Source organism: Pseudomonas sihuiensis, from assembly GCF_900106015.1.
GTDB lineage: Bacteria > Pseudomonadota > Gammaproteobacteria > Pseudomonadales > Pseudomonadaceae > Aquipseudomonas > Aquipseudomonas sihuiensis.
The window spans coordinates 5,458,686-5,476,267 of record NZ_LT629797.1 but is presented as its reverse complement, the minus strand read 5'-3'; the positions used below and the strand labels follow the sequence as shown (position 1 = coordinate 5,476,267).

The following is a 17,582-nucleotide window of genomic DNA, read 5'->3' as shown; positions in this document are numbered from 1 at the left end:
AACAACTGCAGCAGGAACTGACCGAGATGCGGGAGTCCATGCAGCGCATGGACGATCGCTACAACCAGCTCTCGCTCGCGCTGCACCACCTCACCCAGGCCAGCAATCTGCTCTGCGCTCAGATCGCTGTGATGTGCGAGGCCCACATGGCCGGCGATAACGCGCTGGTCATGCGCCAGGTCGAGCAGTTCACCCAGGCCTACCGCGCCAACCTCAAGCCCGCTGACGGGAGGGTGCATTGATGAACCTCGAAGCACGCCTGCGCGAAGCCCTGGAGCTGCTCAAACGCAGCGCCGGCTACGCCTCGGCCTACCCGACCATCGGTGGTCACAAGCTCAACGACGAGATCTGCCGCTTCCGCGAGGCGGTACAGGCCGAAATCGAAGTCAATACCCAACAAGCCGAGGAAGAAACCCATGGCTGACCAAATCGAAATCCCCGCCGGCTTCGTCAAAAACGCCGCCGGCCACCTGGTGCCGGAGCACCAGGTGCGCGAGCACGACAAGCTGCGCGACAGCGTCGCCCGCGAGCTGGCCACACAAGCCGTGGCGATCAGCGAAGCGCTTGCCGCGTTCAAGGCCAAGGCCCTGGCCGATATCGACGACCTGATCGCCATCTCCCTGGAGCGCTACCAGGTCAAGTTGGGCGGCAAGAAGGGCAACGTCTCCATCACCACCTATGACGGCGAGTTCAAGATCGAGAAGGCCCTGGCTGATCGCCTTACCTTCACCGAAGAGATCCTCGCGACCAAGGAGTTGATCTACACCTGCATCCACAAGTGGAGCGCCGGTGCTCACACGCACCTGCTGGCTCTGGTCGACCGAGCCTTCACCGGCCGCAACGGCCAGATTCGCACCAACGACGTGCTTGGCCTGCTGCGCCTGGATATCGATGACCCCGAGTGGAAAACCGCCATGCGCGCCCTCAAGGATGCGATCCAGGTCAACGGCAAGGCCGTCTATATCCGCGTCTATAAGCGCGTAGGCGATGACCGCTACGAACCCGTCAACCTTGGCTTGGCGGGGGTGTGAGATGGCACTTTCTACCGAAGACCGCGCACGCCTGATCGACCGCCTGGATCGCAGCTTCCAGGCCATGCCCAGCTGGGCAAGAACCGCGACCAAGCATGCGATGGGGGCTCCCTCACACCATCCTGTAACCGGCAAGCAGTTCGAGAGCTTCCGCGAGGTCATCGAGGCTGCTGCCGACGAGACACTGCTGATCCTCAAGGAAGACTTCGAGGACAACGACGATCTGGCGCCGGAGGTACTGCAATGAGCCTTCTCCATGGGAAAGACACCGAAACCACCACGCTCCTGGACGTTATCCAAACTGCAGAAGCTACCGACTCCAGCCACTTCGACATGATCCGTCTGGAACTCGACAGCGGTCGTCAGCTGATCCTGGTGGCCGTACTGGCCGACGACCTGGAAGCCACAGGTCGCATCCTCGAAGGGCTGCAGGATCTGCAGAGCGCGCAGTGATGGGCAGCACCAGCAATGCAGCCAAAGCCCTGCGCGACCTGAGGGTGATGGTTGCGGCTGTTCATCAGCGTATGGACCAGCTCGAAGGCCGCCAGACAAAGCAGTTCTGGTCGGCCGAGGAGGAGCAGCTGCTTCGCGAGCGCTACGCAGATGAGCTGACCGAGGTACTCGCCGGCGAACTCGGGCGCTCGGTATCCAAGGTGCTCGCGAAGGCCAACAAGATGGGCCTGCATAAGTCCCAGGCGTTCATCGAGAAGCACTGCCGAAACCTCACCCCAGAGACTGGCGCGGCGTTCAGGTTCCAGAAGGGCCACACAACCTGGAACAAGGGCATGAAAGGCTGGAAGGCCGGAGGCCGAGCCAAGGAAACCCAGTTCGGCAAGGGGCACATGCCGCACAACTGGGTGCCGGTAGGTACCGAGCAGATCCGCGATGGCTACTTATGGCGAAAGGTCACTGATACCCGTCATCGCAGCGATTGGAAACAGGTGCACGTCATGTTGTGGGAGGAGCACAACGGCCCGGTACCCAAGGGGCTGATCCTCTGCTTCAAGGACGGCAATAAGCAGAACATCGCCCTGGACAACCTAGAGCTGCTCACCAGGGCAGAGCGCATGCAGCGAAACACCATCCATCGCTACCCGCCGGAGCTGAAAGCCGCAATCCGCACGGTAGCCAAGCTCAAACGCACCATCAGAGAGGTTGAGCAAGATGAAGAACAAAATTGAGGATCTGCGCAATCACCTGTTCGAGACCATCGAAGGCCTCCTGGACAAGGATGAGCCACTCGATATCGAGCGTGCCAAGGCCATCGCGCTGGTCGGTACAGTGATCGTTGAGTCCGCCAAGGTCGAAGTGAAGGCCCTGGAGCATCTCGGCGGCGTTGCTGGTAGCGGCTTCCTGCAGATCGGCCACGAGGGCAAATAGATGTCGATCTCGAAAGGCGTACTCAGCAAGATCCACATCGCCAAGCAGCAGCTGCGCATGGATGACGACAGCTATCGCGCGCTGCTGCGCCGCGTGGCCGGCGTCGAGTCCTCGAAAGACCTCAACCAGCGCCAGGCCGGGCGGCTGATGGTCGAACTGGAGCGCCTGGGCTTCAAGCCGAAGCCCAGCAGCAAGGCAGCAGGCAAACCGCACAACGCCAAGCAGCTCGGGCCGCGTATCGACAAGATCGAGGCCCAGCTCGCTGACATGGGGCTGCCGTGGGCCTATGCCGACGCCATGGCGTTGCAGATGTTCAAGGTTCAGCGGGTGGCCTGGCTGAAAAAGGCCGAGCACCTCGATGCCTTGATCGCTGCTCTGCACGTCGAGCAGGAGAAGCGCCAGTTGCTCCACCAGGTGGAAGCCCTCTGCAAGCGCCTCGGGGTGGACACTCCAGAGCGCCTGGAGGGTTTGGAAGAGCTGCCCGAGGGTTGGCGTAGGCAGCGTCCAATCCTCAAGGCCCTGGTGGATGCCCTGAATGCGGCGGTCAACGCGCAGGAGGGCGACTGATGCAGCTGCAATGCCCTTGCTGCGGCGAGCAGTTTCCGATCGAGGCCGGCTTTGCAGACGCTGACGGCAAGAAGCTGGCGGCAATGCTCGCCGGCCTCGATCCGAAGCTGGGCCGGGCGGTGCTCAACTACCTGCGCCTGTTCAGCCCGGCCAAACGCAGCCTGCGCATGACCCGCGCCATCAAGCTGCTGGAGGAGCTGCTCGACCTGGTCAACGCCGGCACGGTGCAAAAGGACGCCCGCACCAACGACACCAAGCCGGCGCCGCCCAGGATCTGGACGGCCGGCATCGAGCAAATGCTGATCGCCCGCGATCGCCTGACGTTGCCGCTGGAGAACCACAACTACCTGCGTGCGGTGGTCTACGGCATCGCCAGCGATCCCGTACAGGTTCAAGCAACCGCGCCGGCCAAGCCGGCCCGCGCGGCTGCCACCACTCAACAGATCCTGCAGGACGCCCTCGGCCGCATCGAAGCCGATCGCCGCCTGGGCCTTATTAATGAAGAGGAAGCCGAACGCCGCATAGCAGCGGCAAGGGGGAGCGCATGAGCAACAAGCCCACAGCGATGGCGGAGAAGCGCCACGAACTACTCAGCGATATCGCCGACCACGTTGCGGCTGTGGTTTCTGAGCACGGTGTCGACGCGAAGATCGCCGAGCAGGCCGGCGCTGCGGTGGTCGAGCATCTGTCCAATACCTGGGCGGGAAGCTGCGTCACGTTCCCGAAGGACTTCCGCTGGCGTATCACTCAGCGGGATCTGGAGATCCTGGGCAAATTCAACGGCCGCAACCACCACGCGCTGGCCGTTGAGTACGACATGACAGAGAATGCGATCTACAAGCTACTCAAGAGAACGCAGGACAGGAAGTTCGACCGCGATCAGCACAAACTCGACCTCGGCGACGGCCTGTAACCCCGGCCGCCGCCGTTTCACCTACGGCAACACTGTTACAAACCCCGTCCCGCTATTTTCCCCTTCGTTCCTTTATATCCCGCCTTTATCGCGCTTTCCCTGTGTTATTTTTCTCAAGCCTGCACAGCATCCAGCCTGAATTCGTTCAGGCGCTGGGCTCGACCCTGACCATCCTGTCGCTGGTCAATGCCGGCATGGGGCTGGCACTGGTGCCGCGCAGCGCCAGTGCCATCCGCTTCGAGCAGGTACGTTTCCGCGAGCTGCCGCTACCGTCAGGCGTATGCGGGGAGTTGCATCTGGTCTGGCGCGACGACAACGACAACCCGGCCTTGCCGTCGATGATCGCAGCTGTGCGCCAGGCCGCTCGCGACATCTATCCGCAGAACTGACGCTCTAAGCGCGTTTGCCGACCTCTGCCTGCTGAACCGTCCAGCCGGCAACCTGCTCGCTCAGGCTCAGACCCAGGCCCGGACGAGTCGGCACCAACATGCGCCCGTCGCGAATTTCCAGGCGCTCGTTGAACAGCGGTTCCAGCCATTCGAAATGCTCGACCCAGGGCTCGCGGGTATGGCTGGCGGCCAGGTGCACGTGCAGCTCCATGGCGAAGTGCGGTGCCAGGGTCATGCCGGCCTGCTCGGCCAGCGTCTGCACGCGCAGGTAAGGCGTGATACCGCCAACACGCGGCGCATCGGGCATAAGGAAGTCGGCGCCGCGCTGGCGAATGAACTCCCAGTGCTCGGCGGGGCTGGTGAGCATCTCACCGGTGGCGATCGGCGTATCGAACAGGCGCACCAGCTCGGCATGGCCTTCGGCGTCGTAGCAGTCCAGCGGCTCCTCGATCCAGATCAGGTCGAAGGGCTCCAGACGACGGCACATGCGCCGTGCGGTCGGGCGGTCCCATTGCTGGTTGGCGTCGACCATCAGCGGGAAGCTCTCGCCCAGGTGCTCACGCACCGTGCTGACGCGATGGATATCCAGCGCCCAGTCGGGCTGGCCGACCTTGAGTTTGATGCCGCCGATGCCCTTTTCGCGGGAAATGTCGGTGTTCTTCAGCAACTGATCGAGCGGCGTATGCAGAAAGCCGCCGGAGGTGTTGTAGCAACGTACCGAATCACGATGACTGCCGAGCAGTCGCGCCAGCGAAAGACCGGCGCGGCGCGCCTTGAGATCCCACAGGGCAACGTCGAAGGCGCCGATGGCCTGGCTCGCCAGGCCGCTGCGCCCCACCGAGGCGCCAGCCCAGCACAGTTTGTCCCAGAGTTTGGCGATATCGCTGGGGTTCTCGCCGATCAGATTAGGCGCCACTTCCAGGGCGTGGGCGAACTGACCGGGGCCACCGGCGCGCTTGGAGTAGCTGAAGCCCAGGCCACGGTGACCGTCGCGGGTTTCGATCTCGGCGATCAGGATGGCGATCTCGGTCATCGGCTTCTGCCGACCTGTGAGCACCTTGGCATCGCTGATCGGGTTGGCCAGCGGCAGCGCTACCGAGCGCAGGCTGAGCCAGGTGATACGGTCATCGTCGGCGCGTGGGGTGGCGTTATCGGTCATGACATCTTCCTCGTGATGAAACTCGACGCCCCCGTTGGGCCGCCGAAAATGGACAACCCGAGTCAGATTAAGATGATTGCGCAATCATTCAAGTATCAGAATCCCCGACAATGCCAGGCCTGTTCATGGCCATTTGCCCGACTCGTCTAGACATTTCACAAATCTGCAACATTCACCAACTACGCTGAATATGTCCCGCTCCGCCTGACCTCCGAGGCATCCCACCATGTTCCTGCAAAAATCCCTGCGCGCGCAGATTCTCGCCCTGCTCGGCGGCAGTCTGGCGCTGATCCTGATCACCGCCCTGGCCTGCTTCAGCTTCCTCTCCAGCGGCATTCAGTCCTACCGCGGCCTGCTCGATGGGCCGCTGGAATCTTCACGCCTGATCGACGCGGCCAATGTCGAATTCAAGATCCAGGTGCAGGAATGGAAGAACGTCCTGCTGCGCGGCCAGGACAGCGCCAACCTGCAACGCTACTGGAGCCAGTTCGAAGCGCAGGAGCGCAAGGTGCAGGACATTCTCGGCCAGTTGACCCAGGTCGCCACTGCCGACCCGGCCTTGAAGACGCAGGTCGAACGCCTGCGCAGTGAACATCAGGCGCTCGGCGGCAATTACCGCAAGGGCCGCGACGCCTTCGTGGCCGCTGGTGCCGATGCCAGGGCAGGCGATGAAGCCGTCAAAGGCATCGACCGCGCCGCCAGTGAGCAGATGACTGCACTGGTCGAGCAGTTGCGCCAGAACAGCCTGAGCCAGGCCGAGCAGATCAACGCCAGCGCCGCACGCACCATTCTCAGCGGCACCATCGTGATGCTGGCCGCCGCCCTGGTCATCGCCGTATTCAGCCTGTGGCTGGTCAATCGCAATCTGATCATTCCCATCCGCCACTTGATCGGCCATGTCGACCAGCTCAGCCAAGGTCGCTTCGGTCAACGCGTGGAAAGCACTCGGCAGGATGAGCTGGGCCTGCTGGCGCGCGCCGCGAACACCCTGCGCGACTTTCTCGCCAGCACCAGCGAGCGTCTGCACCAGAGCACGCAGAACCTCGATAGCGCCAGCAGCGAGTTGAACGCCATCGCCTCACGCATGACCGAGGGCGTCAGCGAGCAGTTCGAGCGTACCGATCAGGTCGCCACCGCCATGCACGAGATGTCCGCCACCGCTCAGGAAGTCGCACGGCATGCCGCTGATGCCGCGCACGCGGCCAACGATGCCGACGACTCAGCCCGCCAGGGCAGCACGGTGATGCAGTCGACCATCGCCACCATCACCGACATTCGCGGCGAGATCGCCAACACCGCCGAGGTGATCCGTCGCCTAGAAAGCGACAGCGGGCGTATCGGCAAGGTGCTGGAAGTGATCCGCGGCATCGCCGAGCAGACCAACCTGCTGGCGCTCAACGCCGCCATTGAGGCCGCGCGCGCCGGCGAACAGGGCCGTGGTTTCGCCGTGGTCGCCGACGAGGTGCGCACCCTGGCCCAGCGCACAGCCGAATCCACCGCCGAGATCAACCAGATCATCGATACCGTGCAGAACGGCGCACTGAATGCCGTGCGCGCCATCGAGAGCGGCCAGCAGCGCAGCGAACAGGGCGTGACCCAGGTCACCGAGGCGGGCGCCATGCTGCAGCGCATCACCGAGGCGGTAGAGGCCATCCGCGACATGAACCAGCAGATCGCCACCGCCGCCGAAGAGCAGACCTCGGTGGCCGAGGACATCTCGCGCAACCTCACCGAGCTGACCGCCATCGCCAGCGCCAACCAGGACAACGTCGAGCGCACGCAGCAGGCCAGCCGCAACCTGCATGACATGTCCGGCCAACTGGGCGAAGTGACTCGCCGTCTGGGCTCCTGAGCCAACTTGCAAACCGGCGTGGCACGCAGCGCGCGGTTCGCCCCGGCGCCGACAGCCTGCGCAGCAGAATGGACGCCGTGACGCAGGCTGCGGCCCTCCAGCTCGTTGGCGGGGAAGGTACACAGGGCGGACTGAGAACAGGTAAACGACAAAAGGTCGCAATTAACCCTTGCTATTTATGTAATAGGAATTATTCTCAGTTACGTAATGACGGCCAAGGAGACCTGCCATGACCTACCTGATCGATGCCTGGCTGGACCGCCCGCATCCCTATCTGCGCATCCTCAACCGTGAAACCGGTGAAGTCTGCGCCATGCTCGAAGAAGAAGCCCTGGACGAACTGCGTGATCAGGGCGACCTGGATTTACACGAGCTCAGCTCCAGCGAACCCATCGTCCTCAAGGAACTGGTGCGCAGCCTGTTTCTGTACTGCTACGCCCGGGCATTGCGCCCATCCTGAAAGACAAAACGGCCCTTGTGCAATGCAGAAGGGCCGTTCGTACGTAGCCTAGGGTGGACGACGCTTCACCCGTCCACCGTGGTCGCGATGGTGGACAAAAACAGCATTGCCCACCCTACAAACCTTTTGGAGGCATCGCGAGCTAGAGCGATACAAGGCAAAAACAAGGGAGAAAGCGGAGTGTACTTTTGTACATGAGCATTTCGAGCTTGTTTTTAACGCAGTAGCGCCGACGCGCAGCAGGCCGTTGGCGGTTCTTACAGAATATCCAGCAGCTCGACATCGAATACCAGCACACTGTGCGGCGGAATGCTGCCGACGCCCTGAGCGCCGTAGGCCAGCTCGCTCGGTACGTGCAGGCGCCATTTGCTGCCGGTGCCCATCAGTTGCAGCGCCTCGACCCAGCCCGGAATCACGCCACCGACCGGAAACTCAGCCGGCTGGCCACGCTCGTAGGAGCTGTCGAACACGGTGCCGTCGATCAACGTGCCGTGGTAGTGGGTACGCACCTGATCCTCGGCGGACGGCTTGGCGCCCTCGCCAGCGACCAGCACTTCGTACTGCAGGCCGGAGGCCAATACGGTCACGCCTTCGCGCTTGGCGTTCTCGGCCAGGTAGGCACGACCTTCGCCGGCAGCGGCTTCAGCCTTGGCGGCCGCTTCGGCCTGCATGATTTCGCGGATGACCTTGAAGCTGGCGCCCAGCTCGGCCTCGGAAACGCGGCTGGCCTGGCCGGTGAAGGCGTCGGTCAGACCGGCGAGAATGGCGTTCAGATCGACCCCGGGCGGCGGGTTGTCACGCAGCTGACCACCGAGTTGACGACCGATGCCGTAACTGACGCGGCCTTCATCGGAGGACAGGTCGGGGCTGAAGTTGAATTCGGACATGAAGGGCTCCGCTTGGGGCTATCAAAAAAGGTCGGCCAGCCTAGCATAGAACCGCACGCCCCCCACCCCCGCCATTGATCTGCCGGCTCAAGGCAGCCACGGCTCCCTTGACCTGCAACAATTACTAGTACCTTTAGCTAAGCCATCCTTAAGGAAAGCAGGGATATCATATTGATATCACACTGTTCGCCCTTACATCACGCAGGAGCGTGCGTCATGCAAAACTGCTCTCGAGTCAGTCTTCGGACATGGATATGGCGCGCATTCGTACAGACGGCATTGATTCCGCTGATTCTGGTGGAGACGGTACTGATCAGCGTCTACCTGATCAGCAACGCATCGATCCGCGATGCGCAGATATCCCATCTGCGCGAGACAACCCTGAGCGACCTGCAAGCGGCCGCCAGCCAGGAAGCGCATCGGGTCGAGAGCGAGCTGGGCCATATCGCGCGTCTCACCAGCACCTATGCCTCCCTGACCCAGCAAGCATTGGACAACAGCCAGTCGAGTGCGCCGGCAGAACTGGCCGTGACGCCCAGCGGCGTACGTTACAGCCCACGCGATGACGGTGGCGCGGCCTCCTTCTACTCCAACGTCACGCCCCTGGATAAGCAGGATCTGGACAAGGTAGCGCGCTTGGCCACCCTCGACCCGCTGATGCGTGAAACCGTGCGGCAAAACCCGCTGGTAGCCAGCATCTATTTCAACAGCTGGGACAGCTACAACCGCATCTTTCCATGGTTCGACACACCTTCGCAGTATCCCCACGACATGGTGATACCCGACTACAACTTCTATTACCTGGCAGACGCCAAGCACAACCCCGAACGCAAGGTCGCCTGGACCGACGTCTACCTCGACCCGGCTGGCCAGGGCTGGATGCTTTCTGCCGTTGCCCCCGTGCTGCGTGGGGACTTTCTCGAAGGTGTGGTGGGCCTGGACATCACCGTCGGCAAGCTGCTCGAACACATTCAGAGCCTCGACGTGCCCTGGAATGGTTATGGCGTGATCGTCAGCAAGCAGATGAACATCATGGCACTGCCTCCCGCAGGCGAAGACGACTTCGGCCTGGACGAGCTAACCACCCACTCCTACGACGAAGCCATCAGTTCGGAGCTGTTCAAGCCTGAAGACTTCAACCTGGGCAAACGTGCCGATACCGAAGACCTCGCCAAAGCCATCGCACAGCAGGACAAAGGCGTACTCTCGGTCCGACTCAACGGCCGTCCGCACCTGGTCGCCTGGGCCACGATCCCGGCTACCGACTGGCACATGCTCACCGTCGTCGACGAGGCCGAAGTCTTCAGCCAGACCAACGCACTGGCCAGCCACTACCGCAACATCGGCTACCTGCTGATCGGCGGCCTGGTGTTGTTCTACCTGGTGTTCTTCGCCTTCATGTGGGGCCGTGCCCGTGAACTGACCGAGCGCCTGCGCAAACCCATCGGCGGCATCGTTGCCATGCTTCGCGAAATCGGCCAGGGCAACTGGAAGCCCAAGCGCCCGGCGACCACCATCGCCGAACTCGAGGCGATCATCGATGATGTCGAATCCATGGGGCAGCGCCTGGAGCGCAGCGCCACCCAGCTTCAGCGCGCCAGCCACGAAGCCCAGGAAGCCAGTCGTGCCAAGAGCCAGTTCATCTCCAGCATGAGCCATGAGCTGCGCACCCCGCTCAACGCCATCCAGGGCTTCGCGCAATTGATGCGCATGCAACAGGCTCAACCGGACAAGCAGGACACCGACTACCTGGAAGAAATCCTGCTCGCCAGCCGCCACCTCAACCAGTTGGTGGGCGATATCCTCGACTGGTCGAGCCTGCAGAGCGACCAGCCACGCCTGGACATGACCAAGGTCGACGCCGTCGCCCTGATGAACGAGTGCGCCGACCTGGTCGCACCGGAAGTCGAAGCCCATGGCCTGGAACTCAAGCTGACGCTGCCGGAAACAGCCGTGCCGGTACTGGCGGACCAGCGGCGCCTGCGCCAGGTGCTGCTCAACCTGCTGTCCAACGCCATCAAGTACACCCCATCCGGCAGTATCAGCCTGAGCTGCACCGAACATGATGACCGTGTACGGCTGATGGTCAGCGACACCGGCATGGGTATCGCCAGTGAGTTGCAACCGCTGCTGTTCGAACCCTTTCAGCGCCTGGGCCAGGAGAACGGCGCCATCCAGGGCACCGGAATTGGCCTATCGTTGTGCAAGGAATATGCAGCGCTGATGAATGGCGAGATGGGCCTGCACAGCGAGCCGAACAAGGGCAGCCAGTTCTGGATCGACCTGCCGCGCCACGTCACCCCGGTACAAGCTGAAGCAGTTGAATCGACGTCGCACCAGGCATGCGTCTATCACGGCGACCTGGACCGCACGAACCGTGAAATCGTCAGCCAGGCGCTGGCCGATATCGATCTGCAACAGTTCGAGGATGGCCAGCAACTGCTGGCGGCGCTGCACAACAGGTGCCCTGACGTGCTGCTGCTCAGCGTCGAACTGAATGGCCTGGACGGCCGCGACCTGCTCCGCGCCCTGCACCAGAGCGCCGAGCTGGCGGACCTGCCGGTGATTCTGCTGAGCCGTGAAGATCAGCTGCAGGAACTGGTCGGCCTGGGTGCCAGCGCCTTGCTCGGCGTGCCCATCGATCCTGATGAACTACACCAACTGGTCTGCGACCTGACCGGTAAGGAGGCTAACGATGCTGTCTAAGGACTTTCGCCAATCACGCGTGGTCATCGTCGATGATGTGATCGCCAACAGTCGCCTGCTGGAGTCCAGCCTCCGGGCCTTTGGCCTGCGCGACACCATCAGTTTCTCCGATTCGGCCGCCGCGCTGGACTGGTTGCAGCACAACCCCTGGAGCCTGCTGCTGCTCGATCTGGACATGCCGGCGCCGAACGGCTTCGATATTCTCCGCGCGCTGGCCGACCGTGATCGCAGCAGCAACCCGATCATCATCATCACCGCGCTGAACGACGCGGCCAGCCGCCGCACCGGCCTGGAACTGGGCGCCAACGATTATCTGAGCAAACCCGTCGACCTGCCCGAGGTGATCCTGCGAGTGCGCAGCAACCTGCAACTGAGCCAGGCCAGCCTGGCCCTGTACGAAGCCAACACGACCCTGGAACAACGCGTGCGCGAGCGCACTGCACAATTGAGCCAGAGCTATTCGGCGTTGGTACGCACGCTGTGCCGAGCATCGGCCTACAGAGACAGTGAGACTGGCAACCATATCGTGCGTATCGGTGAGTCAGCCGCGTTGATTGCCGAGGCCTATGGCATGAGCGCCGACTGGGTCGAGCTGATTCGTCAGGCGGCGCCGATGCACGATGTCGGCAAGATCGGCATCGCCGACCATATCCTGCTCAAACCCGGCGCTCTGACCGATGATGAACGCCGGCAGATGCAGGAGCACCCCGCCATCGGCCACGCCATTCTGACCGACCAGCATGCCTCCGAGCTGACCACGCTGGCGGCAGAAATCGCCCTGACCCACCACGAGAAATGGGATGGCAGCGGCTACCCGAGCGGGCTGCGTGGCGAACAGATTCCTCTGTCCGGACGCATCGTCGCCATCTGCGACGTCTACGACGCTTTGCGCATGCCACGCCCATACAAGGCGCCCTGGCCCATCGAAAAAGCCCAGGCGTTTATTCGTGAACAGTCCGGCAAGCATTTCGACCCAGAGTTGGTCTCGCTGGTGGAGAGCCTCTATGAGCAGATCGAGACGCTCCAGCACGACCTCAGCGATTGCCCGCAAGGAGACTGATGGACCTTGATAACGACATGTAACGCCTCAGCCCGCTAGTCATCTCTTAAATCTTTGAGTACTGCCACCATGAACTTCAGATCCATCTCCATAGCCCCTCGTGCTGCAATAGGATTTGGCTTGATCGCATTGCTGGTTTTCGCCCTCGGCGGCTTCTCGCTGCTGCAGATGAGCAGCATGCATGACCGCTCTAATGAGGTAGACGACAACTGGGTCCCCAGCATCAATACCCTGGGCGACCTGTCTCAGGACGTCCTGCGCCTGCGCGCCGCCACCTTGCGCATGCTGCTCAGTGAGACGCCCCTGCAATTGCAGGAGAGCACCACGCTCGCGCAGAGCCTGCTCAGTGACCTGGAGCGCGTTCAGCAACGTTATGAAGGGCTGATCAGCTCCGACGAAGAGCGAGGGCATTACGATGACTTCAAGCGCTACGAGAGCACCTACCTTGCGACCCGTACCCAGCTTGTCCAGCACCTGACCAACAATGATCGGCCGGCCGCACTGGCCTTGCTCTATAACAGCCTGAACCCGCAAGCTGACGTGATGATCAAGGCGCTCAACGAGTTGATCATGCATAACCGCGACGGTGCCTCGGCTGCGGCCAAGGCCTCCGATCAGGTCTACACCCAGGCCACCCGGGGAACGTTGCTGGTCATGGCCTTGTCGGCCATTGCCACGGTGATACTCGCCGCGCTGCTGACTCGCAGCATCGTCAAGCCATTGGCCGACGCGGTACAGGTGGCGGACTCGGTGGCCAGCGGCAATCTGACCCTGAATATCGACACCCAGGGCAATGACGAGCCGGCCAAGCTGTTGCAGGCGCTCAAGAGCATGCAGGGCAATCTGCGCGGCACCATCGAACAGATCGCCGACGCCTCCAATCAACTGGCATCGGCCGCTGAACAACTGAGTGCCGTCACCGATGGCACCGCGCGCAACCTGCACCAGCAAAGCCTGGAGATCGACCAGGCCGCCACCGCCGTCACCGAAATGAGCAGCGCCGTGGATGAGGTGGCGCGTAACGCCGCCAGTGCCTCGGAAAGCTCCAGCGAATCCGGGCGCATTGCCCGCCAGGGCAGCGAGCGCATCACTCAGACGCTGTCGTCGATCAACCAACTGGCTGCCGATGTCGATTCGACCTCAAGCAACTTCGGCCAACTGGCCGGCAAGATCCGTGGCATCAGCCAGGTACTCGACGTGATTCGCAGCATCGCCGAACAGACCAACCTGCTTGCCCTCAACGCCGCCATCGAGGCTGCACGTGCAGGCGAAGCGGGTCGCGGTTTTGCCGTGGTTGCCGATGAAGTGCGCGCCCTGGCGCACAAGACCGGGCAATCCACCCGCGAGATCGAGACCATGATCAGTACCGTGCAAGGTGACACCGAACAGGCGGTGCGCGCCATGGAATCGAGCAACGGGCTAGCCAAGCAGACGCTGGACATCGCCGAGGGCGCGGGAGTCGCGCTGGATCAGATCATTCAGTCGATTGCCGAGATCGGCGACCGCAACCTGGTGATCGCCAGTGCCACCGAACAGCAGGCCCACGTCGCCCGTGAAGTGGATCGCAACCTGATCAACATTCGCGACCTGTCGCTGCAGAACTCGGCTGGTTCGGAACAGACCAGCACCGCCAGCCGCGCGCTGTCGAGCCTGGCCGCCAACATGCAGGGCATGGTCGCGCGCTTTCAGGTCTGAGCCTTCGCAGCGGGTGCCCGGAGCCGACTCCGGTCACCCGCTCAGCGCGAACGCCGACAGCACTCTGAGCAGTAGCGCACCTCGTCCCAGCAGCGTGCCCACTTCTTGCGCCAGGTGAACGGCAGGCCGCAGACCGCACAGGTCTTCACCGGCAGCTCACTCTTCTTCACAGCATTTCTCCGGCATCGAGTTTCGCCAACAGGCGCTCGCCCCAATCCCACAGCGCCTGCTGCTTGGCCTCGGTCATGCGCGCCAGGTTGCGGTAGACCATGCCAATGCGCGGGTTGCGTTCCAGAGGCTCGCGGTGGCGCATCAGAAAATGCCAGTACAGCGCGTTGAACGGGCAGGCCGATTCGCCGGTGCTCTCGCTCACCTTGTAGCTGCAGCCCTGGCAATGGTTGGACATGCATTTGATGTACTGACCACTGGCGCAATAAGGCTTGGAGCCGAGGTAGCCACCGTCGGCATGCATCACCATGCCCAGGGTGTTGGGCAGCTCCACCCAGTCGAAGGCGTCCATGTAAACGGCCAGGTACCAGTCGCAGATGGCTTTGGGCGCGATGCCAGCGAGCAAGGCGAAGTTACCGGTGGCCATCAGCCGCTGGATATGGTGCGCGTAGGCATGCTCCAGAGTCTGGCCGATGGCCTGACGCATGCAGTTCATCCGCGTCTTGCCGGTCCAGTAGAACTCGGGCAGCGCTCGTGAATTGCCAAAGCGGTTGCCCTCGGCGTACTCCGGCATACGTAGCCAGTAGATGCCGCGCACGTACTCGCGCCAGCCGATCAGTTGACGGATGAAGCCTTCGGCGGCGTTCAGCGGCACGTCGCCGGCACGATAGGCCGCCTCCACCTCGGCGCAGATCCGCCGCAGATCGAGCAGGCCGATGTTCAGCGCAGCGCTAATGCGCGAGTGGAAGAGAAATGGCTCACCATCGGCCATGGCGTCCTGGTAGTCACCGAAGTCTGCCAGGCCCTGGGCCAGAAAATACTGCCAGAGGTGTTCGGCCTGCTCGGCCGTGACCGGATAATCAAAACCCTCCAGGCTGCCGTAATGACTGGTGAAACGCCGCTCGACCAGCGCCAGTACATCACGGGTGATGGCATCCGGCTCGATACTCAGCGGCGCGGGTGGACGCACGCCTTTGGGCAATGCCTTGCGGTTGTCCGCATCGAAGTTCCAGGCACCGCCCTCTGGCGTGCCGTCCAGGTTGAGCAGCAGCCCGCTGTCGCGGCGCATCTCGCGGTAGAAGAACTCCATGCGCAACTGCTTGCGCCCCTTGGCCCAGGCAGCGAACGCATCGCGGCTGCAGATAAAGCGGCTGTCCTGATGCCAGTGAATCGGCACGCCACAGTGACGCAGCGCCTGCTCCAGGCGCCAGTCGCCGCACTCGGTCAGATGCACCTCGGCAGGGTCGAGCCGTTGCGTCCAGCGCAGCAGCTCGCCCGCCAACGAACCACTGTTATCGGGATCATCCAGAGTCACGTAGTGAACCTGGATGCCCCGCGCGCGCAGAGCCTCGGAAAAATGGCGCATGGCGCTGAAGATCAGGGCGATCTTCTTCGGGTGATGCGGCACATGACTGGCCTCCTCCATCACTTCGGCCAGCAGCACGTGGTCGTGCTCGCGGTCGATGTCCTTCAATGCACCGAGGCCATGGGTAAGCTGGTCACCCAGGATCAGAATCAGACGGCGCGCACTCACAGCGGCACGATCTCCATATTCGGGTGGCGGCGCAGATGGCCGAGCAGGATGTGATAGGTATCGAGATTGAAACCGCCACGACGCGCGGCCAGCAGCGGCTGGGCATGATCGAGTTGATCGACCGTACCGAGATGACGCCATTGATCGAGCACGTGCCACTGAGTGAGGCCGTGCTGCTCGTCGCGCTCGACCAGCGCGACCGGCCCGTTCCAGGGCCAGGCCTGGGTCTGCAGGCGCTCGGCACCGGCAAGCAGCCGCCTGTCATGGGCCGAGCGCGGTTCCTCACCACAGCAGGCGCCCGCGCAGTGCCCCAGTTGATAGGCGAAGCAGGCTCCCTCGCCCTCCTCCAGCCCCAGCACGCGCAGACACAGACGCCGCTCGCGCGCCTGCTCCAGTAGCCACTGGCGCGCCTGATGACGCGAGCGGAACAGCCCAACATGCCTGAGCCCGGGCCTCAATGCATGGTGCTGCAGCAGTTCGATGTGCAGCTCACCAGGCTCGCCCGTCAGCGCCCAGGTCAACAGCTCGCGCTGTTTGCGCAGTCGACGGTTGTACAAGGGTTGCAGACGCTTGATCTCGGCGGACTCGAACAGCAGCGCGCCCAGCTCACCGGCGGTGATAGCCAGCTGCACGTCGCGGATCTGCTGCACCATCTGCAGGCTGCGACGGTCGCGGTGATCGTTCTGAAAATGCGACATCACCCGGCGGCGCAAATTACGGCTCTTGCCCACATACAGTTGCGCACCGCCATCACCCAGGAAGTAATAAACCCCCGGACGCTCCGGCAACTGGGCGAAACGCTCTGCGGCCAGCAACGGGGGCCGCGCCGCACTGCGCAGTTGCTGCCCGAGAGTCGTAGGCGCGACCTCCTGCAGCAGGTGCTGAGCCAGCGTCAACACGGCCTCGGCATCCGGCACGGCGCGATCGCGGAAGAAACGCGTAATGCCAAAATGTGCACAAAGCGCATCGAAGCCGGCGCTCGCCAACTGCGGCAACGTCGCTCTGGCCAAGCGCAGGGTGCACAACTGCGGCGGACGCAGCGTCTTCCAGTCAGGCAGCACTCGGCGCAAGAACGCCAGGCTGAAGCGCAGGTTATGGCCCATCAGCACGCGGCCGCGAATGGCATCGGCTATCGCCCGCGCTTCGCTGTCGATGCGTGGCTGGCCACTTAATTCCAGAGGGTGTAATCCACTTAGACTGAGCAACTGCGGGGGCAACGCGACGCATGGCTCGAACAACCAGTGCAAGCGCTCTGCGACACACCCCTCAGCATCGACCTGAATGATCGCCAGCTCCCAGATGGCATCGCGCGCTGGATGCACGCCCGTGGTCTTCACCTCCACAACTGCCAGGGCCCTGCCCTGCAGCGTGGCGGCTGCAGCGAACGTCGCCGTCACCAGCCAGAACGGAAGGCGATGGGTACGCGCAGGCTATTGTCAGCCGATGGCATGCCGCACATCTCGTCATGTACCGAGCTGTGCACCAGGAAGAACGGCAGCGCCGGCATTTCCTGCAGCACGTCACGCGCATGTTCTACCGAACGCAGGTTAAGCGTACTGCCCTGGTCGGTAAGAATCGGGTGGGCACGTCCTTCCATCCGCGCTTCGAGCAGATAAATGCCACCCTCCAGGGAGATCAGATTGAGTTCGTCGACGCGCCCGGCTTGGGCGTGGGTGGACAGATCATTCAGGTTCATCAGGCTTGCCTCCGGCCTTGACTATACAAGAACTTATACAAAAACAATTCTTGTATAACAAAGAAAAAGCTCAAGCCCAGAAAGC

General features: G+C 62.6%; 21 protein-coding genes and 2 pseudogenes. 17 read left to right on the top strand and 6 right to left on the bottom strand.

The window, feature by feature from the left end; translation table 11 throughout:
• The 11 genes and pseudogenes from BLT86_RS25605 to BLT86_RS25555 all read left to right on the top strand — a co-directional run.
• Nucleotides 1-242, top strand: a 242-nt coding sequence (locus BLT86_RS25605) for a hypothetical protein (protein WP_197676089.1), incomplete at its 5' end; no start/stop codon positions are given.
• Nucleotides 242-424 (top strand): hypothetical protein, encoded by a 183-nt coding sequence (locus tag BLT86_RS25600; RefSeq protein ID WP_092376275.1) that lies wholly within the window; start codon nt 242-244, stop codon nt 422-424. The genes BLT86_RS25605 and BLT86_RS25600, both read left to right, overlap by 1 nt.
• Nucleotides 417-1,031: a DUF3164 family protein gene (locus tag BLT86_RS25595; protein ID WP_092376278.1), complete on the top strand. Its 615-nt coding sequence runs from the start codon at nt 417-419 to the stop codon at nt 1,029-1,031. Before BLT86_RS25600 ends, BLT86_RS25595 begins: the two co-directional genes overlap by 8 nt.
• 1 nt (nt 1,032) lies before the next feature.
• Nucleotides 1,033-1,278 carry a hypothetical protein gene (locus BLT86_RS25590; protein ID WP_092376280.1) on the top strand — a complete coding sequence of 82 codons (246 nt, stop codon included), beginning with the start codon at nt 1,033-1,035 and terminating at the stop codon, nt 1,276-1,278.
• On the top strand, nt 1,275-1,484 hold the full coding sequence (locus tag BLT86_RS25585; RefSeq protein WP_092376283.1) for a hypothetical protein: 210 nt from the start codon (nt 1,275-1,277) through the stop codon (nt 1,482-1,484). The genes BLT86_RS25590 and BLT86_RS25585 overlap by 4 nt, the downstream gene beginning before the upstream one ends.
• Nucleotides 1,484-2,212 carry an HNH endonuclease signature motif containing protein gene (locus BLT86_RS25580; protein ID WP_231976565.1) on the top strand — a complete coding sequence of 243 codons (729 nt, stop codon included), beginning with the start codon at nt 1,484-1,486 and terminating at the stop codon, nt 2,210-2,212. The genes BLT86_RS25585 and BLT86_RS25580 overlap by 1 nt, the downstream gene beginning before the upstream one ends.
• Nucleotides 2,196-2,411, top strand: coding sequence for a hypothetical protein (locus tag BLT86_RS25575; RefSeq protein ID WP_092376286.1), 216 nt, complete (start codon nt 2,196-2,198; stop codon nt 2,409-2,411). The genes BLT86_RS25580 and BLT86_RS25575 overlap by 17 nt, the downstream gene beginning before the upstream one ends.
• Nucleotides 2,412-2,978, top strand: coding sequence for a gp16 family protein (locus BLT86_RS25570; RefSeq protein WP_092376290.1), 567 nt, complete (start codon nt 2,412-2,414; stop codon nt 2,976-2,978).
• Nucleotides 2,978-3,526 carry a hypothetical protein gene (locus BLT86_RS25565; protein ID WP_092376293.1) on the top strand — a complete coding sequence of 183 codons (549 nt, stop codon included), beginning with the start codon at nt 2,978-2,980 and terminating at the stop codon, nt 3,524-3,526. Before BLT86_RS25570 ends, BLT86_RS25565 begins: the two co-directional genes overlap by 1 nt.
• Nucleotides 3,523-3,891, top strand: a complete 369-nt coding sequence (locus tag BLT86_RS25560) for a Mor transcription activator family protein (RefSeq protein ID WP_230875511.1) — start codon at nt 3,523-3,525, stop codon at nt 3,889-3,891. Before BLT86_RS25565 ends, BLT86_RS25560 begins: the two co-directional genes overlap by 4 nt.
• A 125-nt stretch (nt 3,892-4,016) precedes the next feature.
• Nucleotides 4,017-4,280: pseudogene (locus BLT86_RS25555) on the top strand (LysR substrate-binding domain-containing protein); the annotation flags it as partial.
• A 4-nt stretch (nt 4,281-4,284) separates the two neighbouring features.
• Here BLT86_RS25555 and BLT86_RS25550 read toward each other — a convergent pair.
• Nucleotides 4,285-5,439, bottom strand: a complete 1,155-nt coding sequence (locus tag BLT86_RS25550) for an L-talarate/galactarate dehydratase (RefSeq protein WP_021488281.1) — start codon at nt 5,437-5,439, stop codon at nt 4,285-4,287.
• Between the two features lie 226 nt (nt 5,440-5,665).
• Between BLT86_RS25550 and BLT86_RS25545 the strand changes: the two genes are divergently transcribed.
• Nucleotides 5,666-7,291, top strand: coding sequence for a methyl-accepting chemotaxis protein (locus tag BLT86_RS25545; protein WP_092380277.1), 1,626 nt, complete (start codon nt 5,666-5,668; stop codon nt 7,289-7,291).
• Nucleotides 7,292-7,520: 229 nt separating this feature from the next.
• Complete coding sequence (locus BLT86_RS25540; RefSeq protein ID WP_004423370.1) at nt 7,521-7,751, top strand: PA4570 family protein; 231 nt, start codon at nt 7,521-7,523, stop codon at nt 7,749-7,751.
• A gap of 257 nt (nt 7,752-8,008) precedes the next feature.
• On the opposite strand, the gene BLT86_RS25535 is transcribed toward BLT86_RS25540, so the two are convergent.
• Nucleotides 8,009-8,638 (bottom strand): FKBP-type peptidyl-prolyl cis-trans isomerase, encoded by a 630-nt coding sequence (locus BLT86_RS25535; RefSeq protein WP_092380275.1) that lies wholly within the window; start codon nt 8,636-8,638, stop codon nt 8,009-8,011.
• 216 nt (nt 8,639-8,854) lie between these two features.
• On the opposite strand from BLT86_RS25535, the gene BLT86_RS25530 reads away from it, so the two are divergent.
• The 4 genes and pseudogenes from BLT86_RS25530 to BLT86_RS26530 all read left to right on the top strand — a co-directional run bounded on the left by BLT86_RS25530 (nt 8,855) and on the right by BLT86_RS26530 (nt 14,099).
• Nucleotides 8,855-11,344: a hybrid sensor histidine kinase/response regulator gene (locus BLT86_RS25530; RefSeq protein ID WP_092380273.1), complete on the top strand. Its 2,490-nt coding sequence runs from the start codon at nt 8,855-8,857 to the stop codon at nt 11,342-11,344.
• A complete protein-coding gene (locus BLT86_RS25525) occupies nt 11,334-12,404 on the top strand; it encodes an HD domain-containing phosphohydrolase (RefSeq protein WP_092380271.1) in 1,071 nt (356 codons plus the stop codon). Before BLT86_RS25530 ends, BLT86_RS25525 begins: the two co-directional genes overlap by 11 nt.
• 69 nt (nt 12,405-12,473) lie before the next feature.
• Nucleotides 12,474-13,241: pseudogene (locus BLT86_RS26535) on the top strand (MCP four helix bundle domain-containing protein); the annotation flags it as partial.
• Nucleotides 13,236-14,099 carry a methyl-accepting chemotaxis protein gene (locus BLT86_RS26530; RefSeq protein ID WP_408003036.1) on the top strand — a complete coding sequence of 288 codons (864 nt, stop codon included), beginning with the start codon at nt 13,236-13,238 and terminating at the stop codon, nt 14,097-14,099. The pseudogene BLT86_RS26535 and the gene BLT86_RS26530, both read left to right, overlap by 6 nt.
• Before the next feature lie 41 nt (nt 14,100-14,140).
• Here BLT86_RS26530 and BLT86_RS25515 read toward each other — a convergent pair whose 3' ends face one another.
• From BLT86_RS25515 to BLT86_RS25500, 4 genes are read right to left on the bottom strand one after another with little or no spacing between them, the layout of a single operon-like run.
• The gene (locus BLT86_RS25515) at nt 14,141-14,269 is read right to left on the bottom strand and encodes a DUF2256 domain-containing protein (RefSeq protein WP_071387190.1); all 129 of its coding nucleotides are present in this window, start codon (nt 14,267-14,269) and stop codon (nt 14,141-14,143) included.
• Nucleotides 14,266-15,801, bottom strand: a complete 1,536-nt coding sequence (locus BLT86_RS25510) for a cryptochrome/photolyase family protein (protein ID WP_092380267.1) — start codon at nt 15,799-15,801, stop codon at nt 14,266-14,268. The genes BLT86_RS25515 and BLT86_RS25510 overlap by 4 nt, the downstream gene beginning before the upstream one ends.
• Nucleotides 15,798-17,198: a 3'-5' exonuclease family protein gene (locus tag BLT86_RS25505; protein ID WP_167377339.1), complete on the bottom strand. Its 1,401-nt coding sequence runs from the start codon at nt 17,196-17,198 to the stop codon at nt 15,798-15,800. Before BLT86_RS25505 ends, BLT86_RS25510 begins: the two co-directional genes overlap by 4 nt.
• Nucleotides 17,195-17,497 carry a DUF6482 family protein gene (locus BLT86_RS25500; protein WP_074860642.1) on the bottom strand — a complete coding sequence of 101 codons (303 nt, stop codon included), beginning with the start codon at nt 17,495-17,497 and terminating at the stop codon, nt 17,195-17,197. Before BLT86_RS25500 ends, BLT86_RS25505 begins: the two co-directional genes overlap by 4 nt.
• Nucleotides 17,498-17,582: the final 85 nt, after the last annotated feature.

Bases quoted from the DNA above. Each gene is read 5' to 3' on its own strand.
- BLT86_RS25600 (WP_092376275.1), top strand. From the start codon at position 242: ATGAACCTCGAAGCACGCCTGCGCGAAGCCCTGGAGCTGCTCAAACGC.
- BLT86_RS25595 (WP_092376278.1), top strand. From the start codon at position 417: ATGGCTGACCAAATCGAAATCCCCGCCGGCTTCGTCAAAAACGCCGCC.
- BLT86_RS25590 (WP_092376280.1), top strand. From the start codon at position 1,033: ATGGCACTTTCTACCGAAGACCGCGCACGCCTGATCGACCGCCTGGAT.
- BLT86_RS25585 (WP_092376283.1), top strand. From the start codon at position 1,275: ATGAGCCTTCTCCATGGGAAAGACACCGAAACCACCACGCTCCTGGAC.
- BLT86_RS25580 (WP_231976565.1), top strand. From the start codon at position 1,484: ATGGGCAGCACCAGCAATGCAGCCAAAGCCCTGCGCGACCTGAGGGTG.
- BLT86_RS25575 (WP_092376286.1), top strand. From the start codon at position 2,196: ATGAAGAACAAAATTGAGGATCTGCGCAATCACCTGTTCGAGACCATC.
- BLT86_RS25570 (WP_092376290.1), top strand. From the start codon at position 2,412: ATGTCGATCTCGAAAGGCGTACTCAGCAAGATCCACATCGCCAAGCAG.
- BLT86_RS25565 (WP_092376293.1), top strand. From the start codon at position 2,978: ATGCAGCTGCAATGCCCTTGCTGCGGCGAGCAGTTTCCGATCGAGGCC.
- BLT86_RS25560 (WP_230875511.1), top strand. From the start codon at position 3,523: ATGAGCAACAAGCCCACAGCGATGGCGGAGAAGCGCCACGAACTACTC.
- BLT86_RS25550 (WP_021488281.1), bottom strand. From the start codon at position 5,439: ATGACCGATAACGCCACCCCACGCGCCGACGATGACCGTATCACCTGG.
- BLT86_RS25545 (WP_092380277.1), top strand. From the start codon at position 5,666: ATGTTCCTGCAAAAATCCCTGCGCGCGCAGATTCTCGCCCTGCTCGGC.
- BLT86_RS25540 (WP_004423370.1), top strand. From the start codon at position 7,521: ATGACCTACCTGATCGATGCCTGGCTGGACCGCCCGCATCCCTATCTG.
- BLT86_RS25535 (WP_092380275.1), bottom strand. From the start codon at position 8,638: ATGTCCGAATTCAACTTCAGCCCCGACCTGTCCTCCGATGAAGGCCGC.
- BLT86_RS25530 (WP_092380273.1), top strand. From the start codon at position 8,855: ATGCAAAACTGCTCTCGAGTCAGTCTTCGGACATGGATATGGCGCGCA.
- BLT86_RS25525 (WP_092380271.1), top strand. From the start codon at position 11,334: ATGCTGTCTAAGGACTTTCGCCAATCACGCGTGGTCATCGTCGATGAT.
- BLT86_RS26530 (WP_408003036.1), top strand. From the start codon at position 13,236: ATGCAGGGCAATCTGCGCGGCACCATCGAACAGATCGCCGACGCCTCC.
- BLT86_RS25500 (WP_074860642.1), bottom strand. From the start codon at position 17,497: ATGAACCTGAATGATCTGTCCACCCACGCCCAAGCCGGGCGCGTCGAC.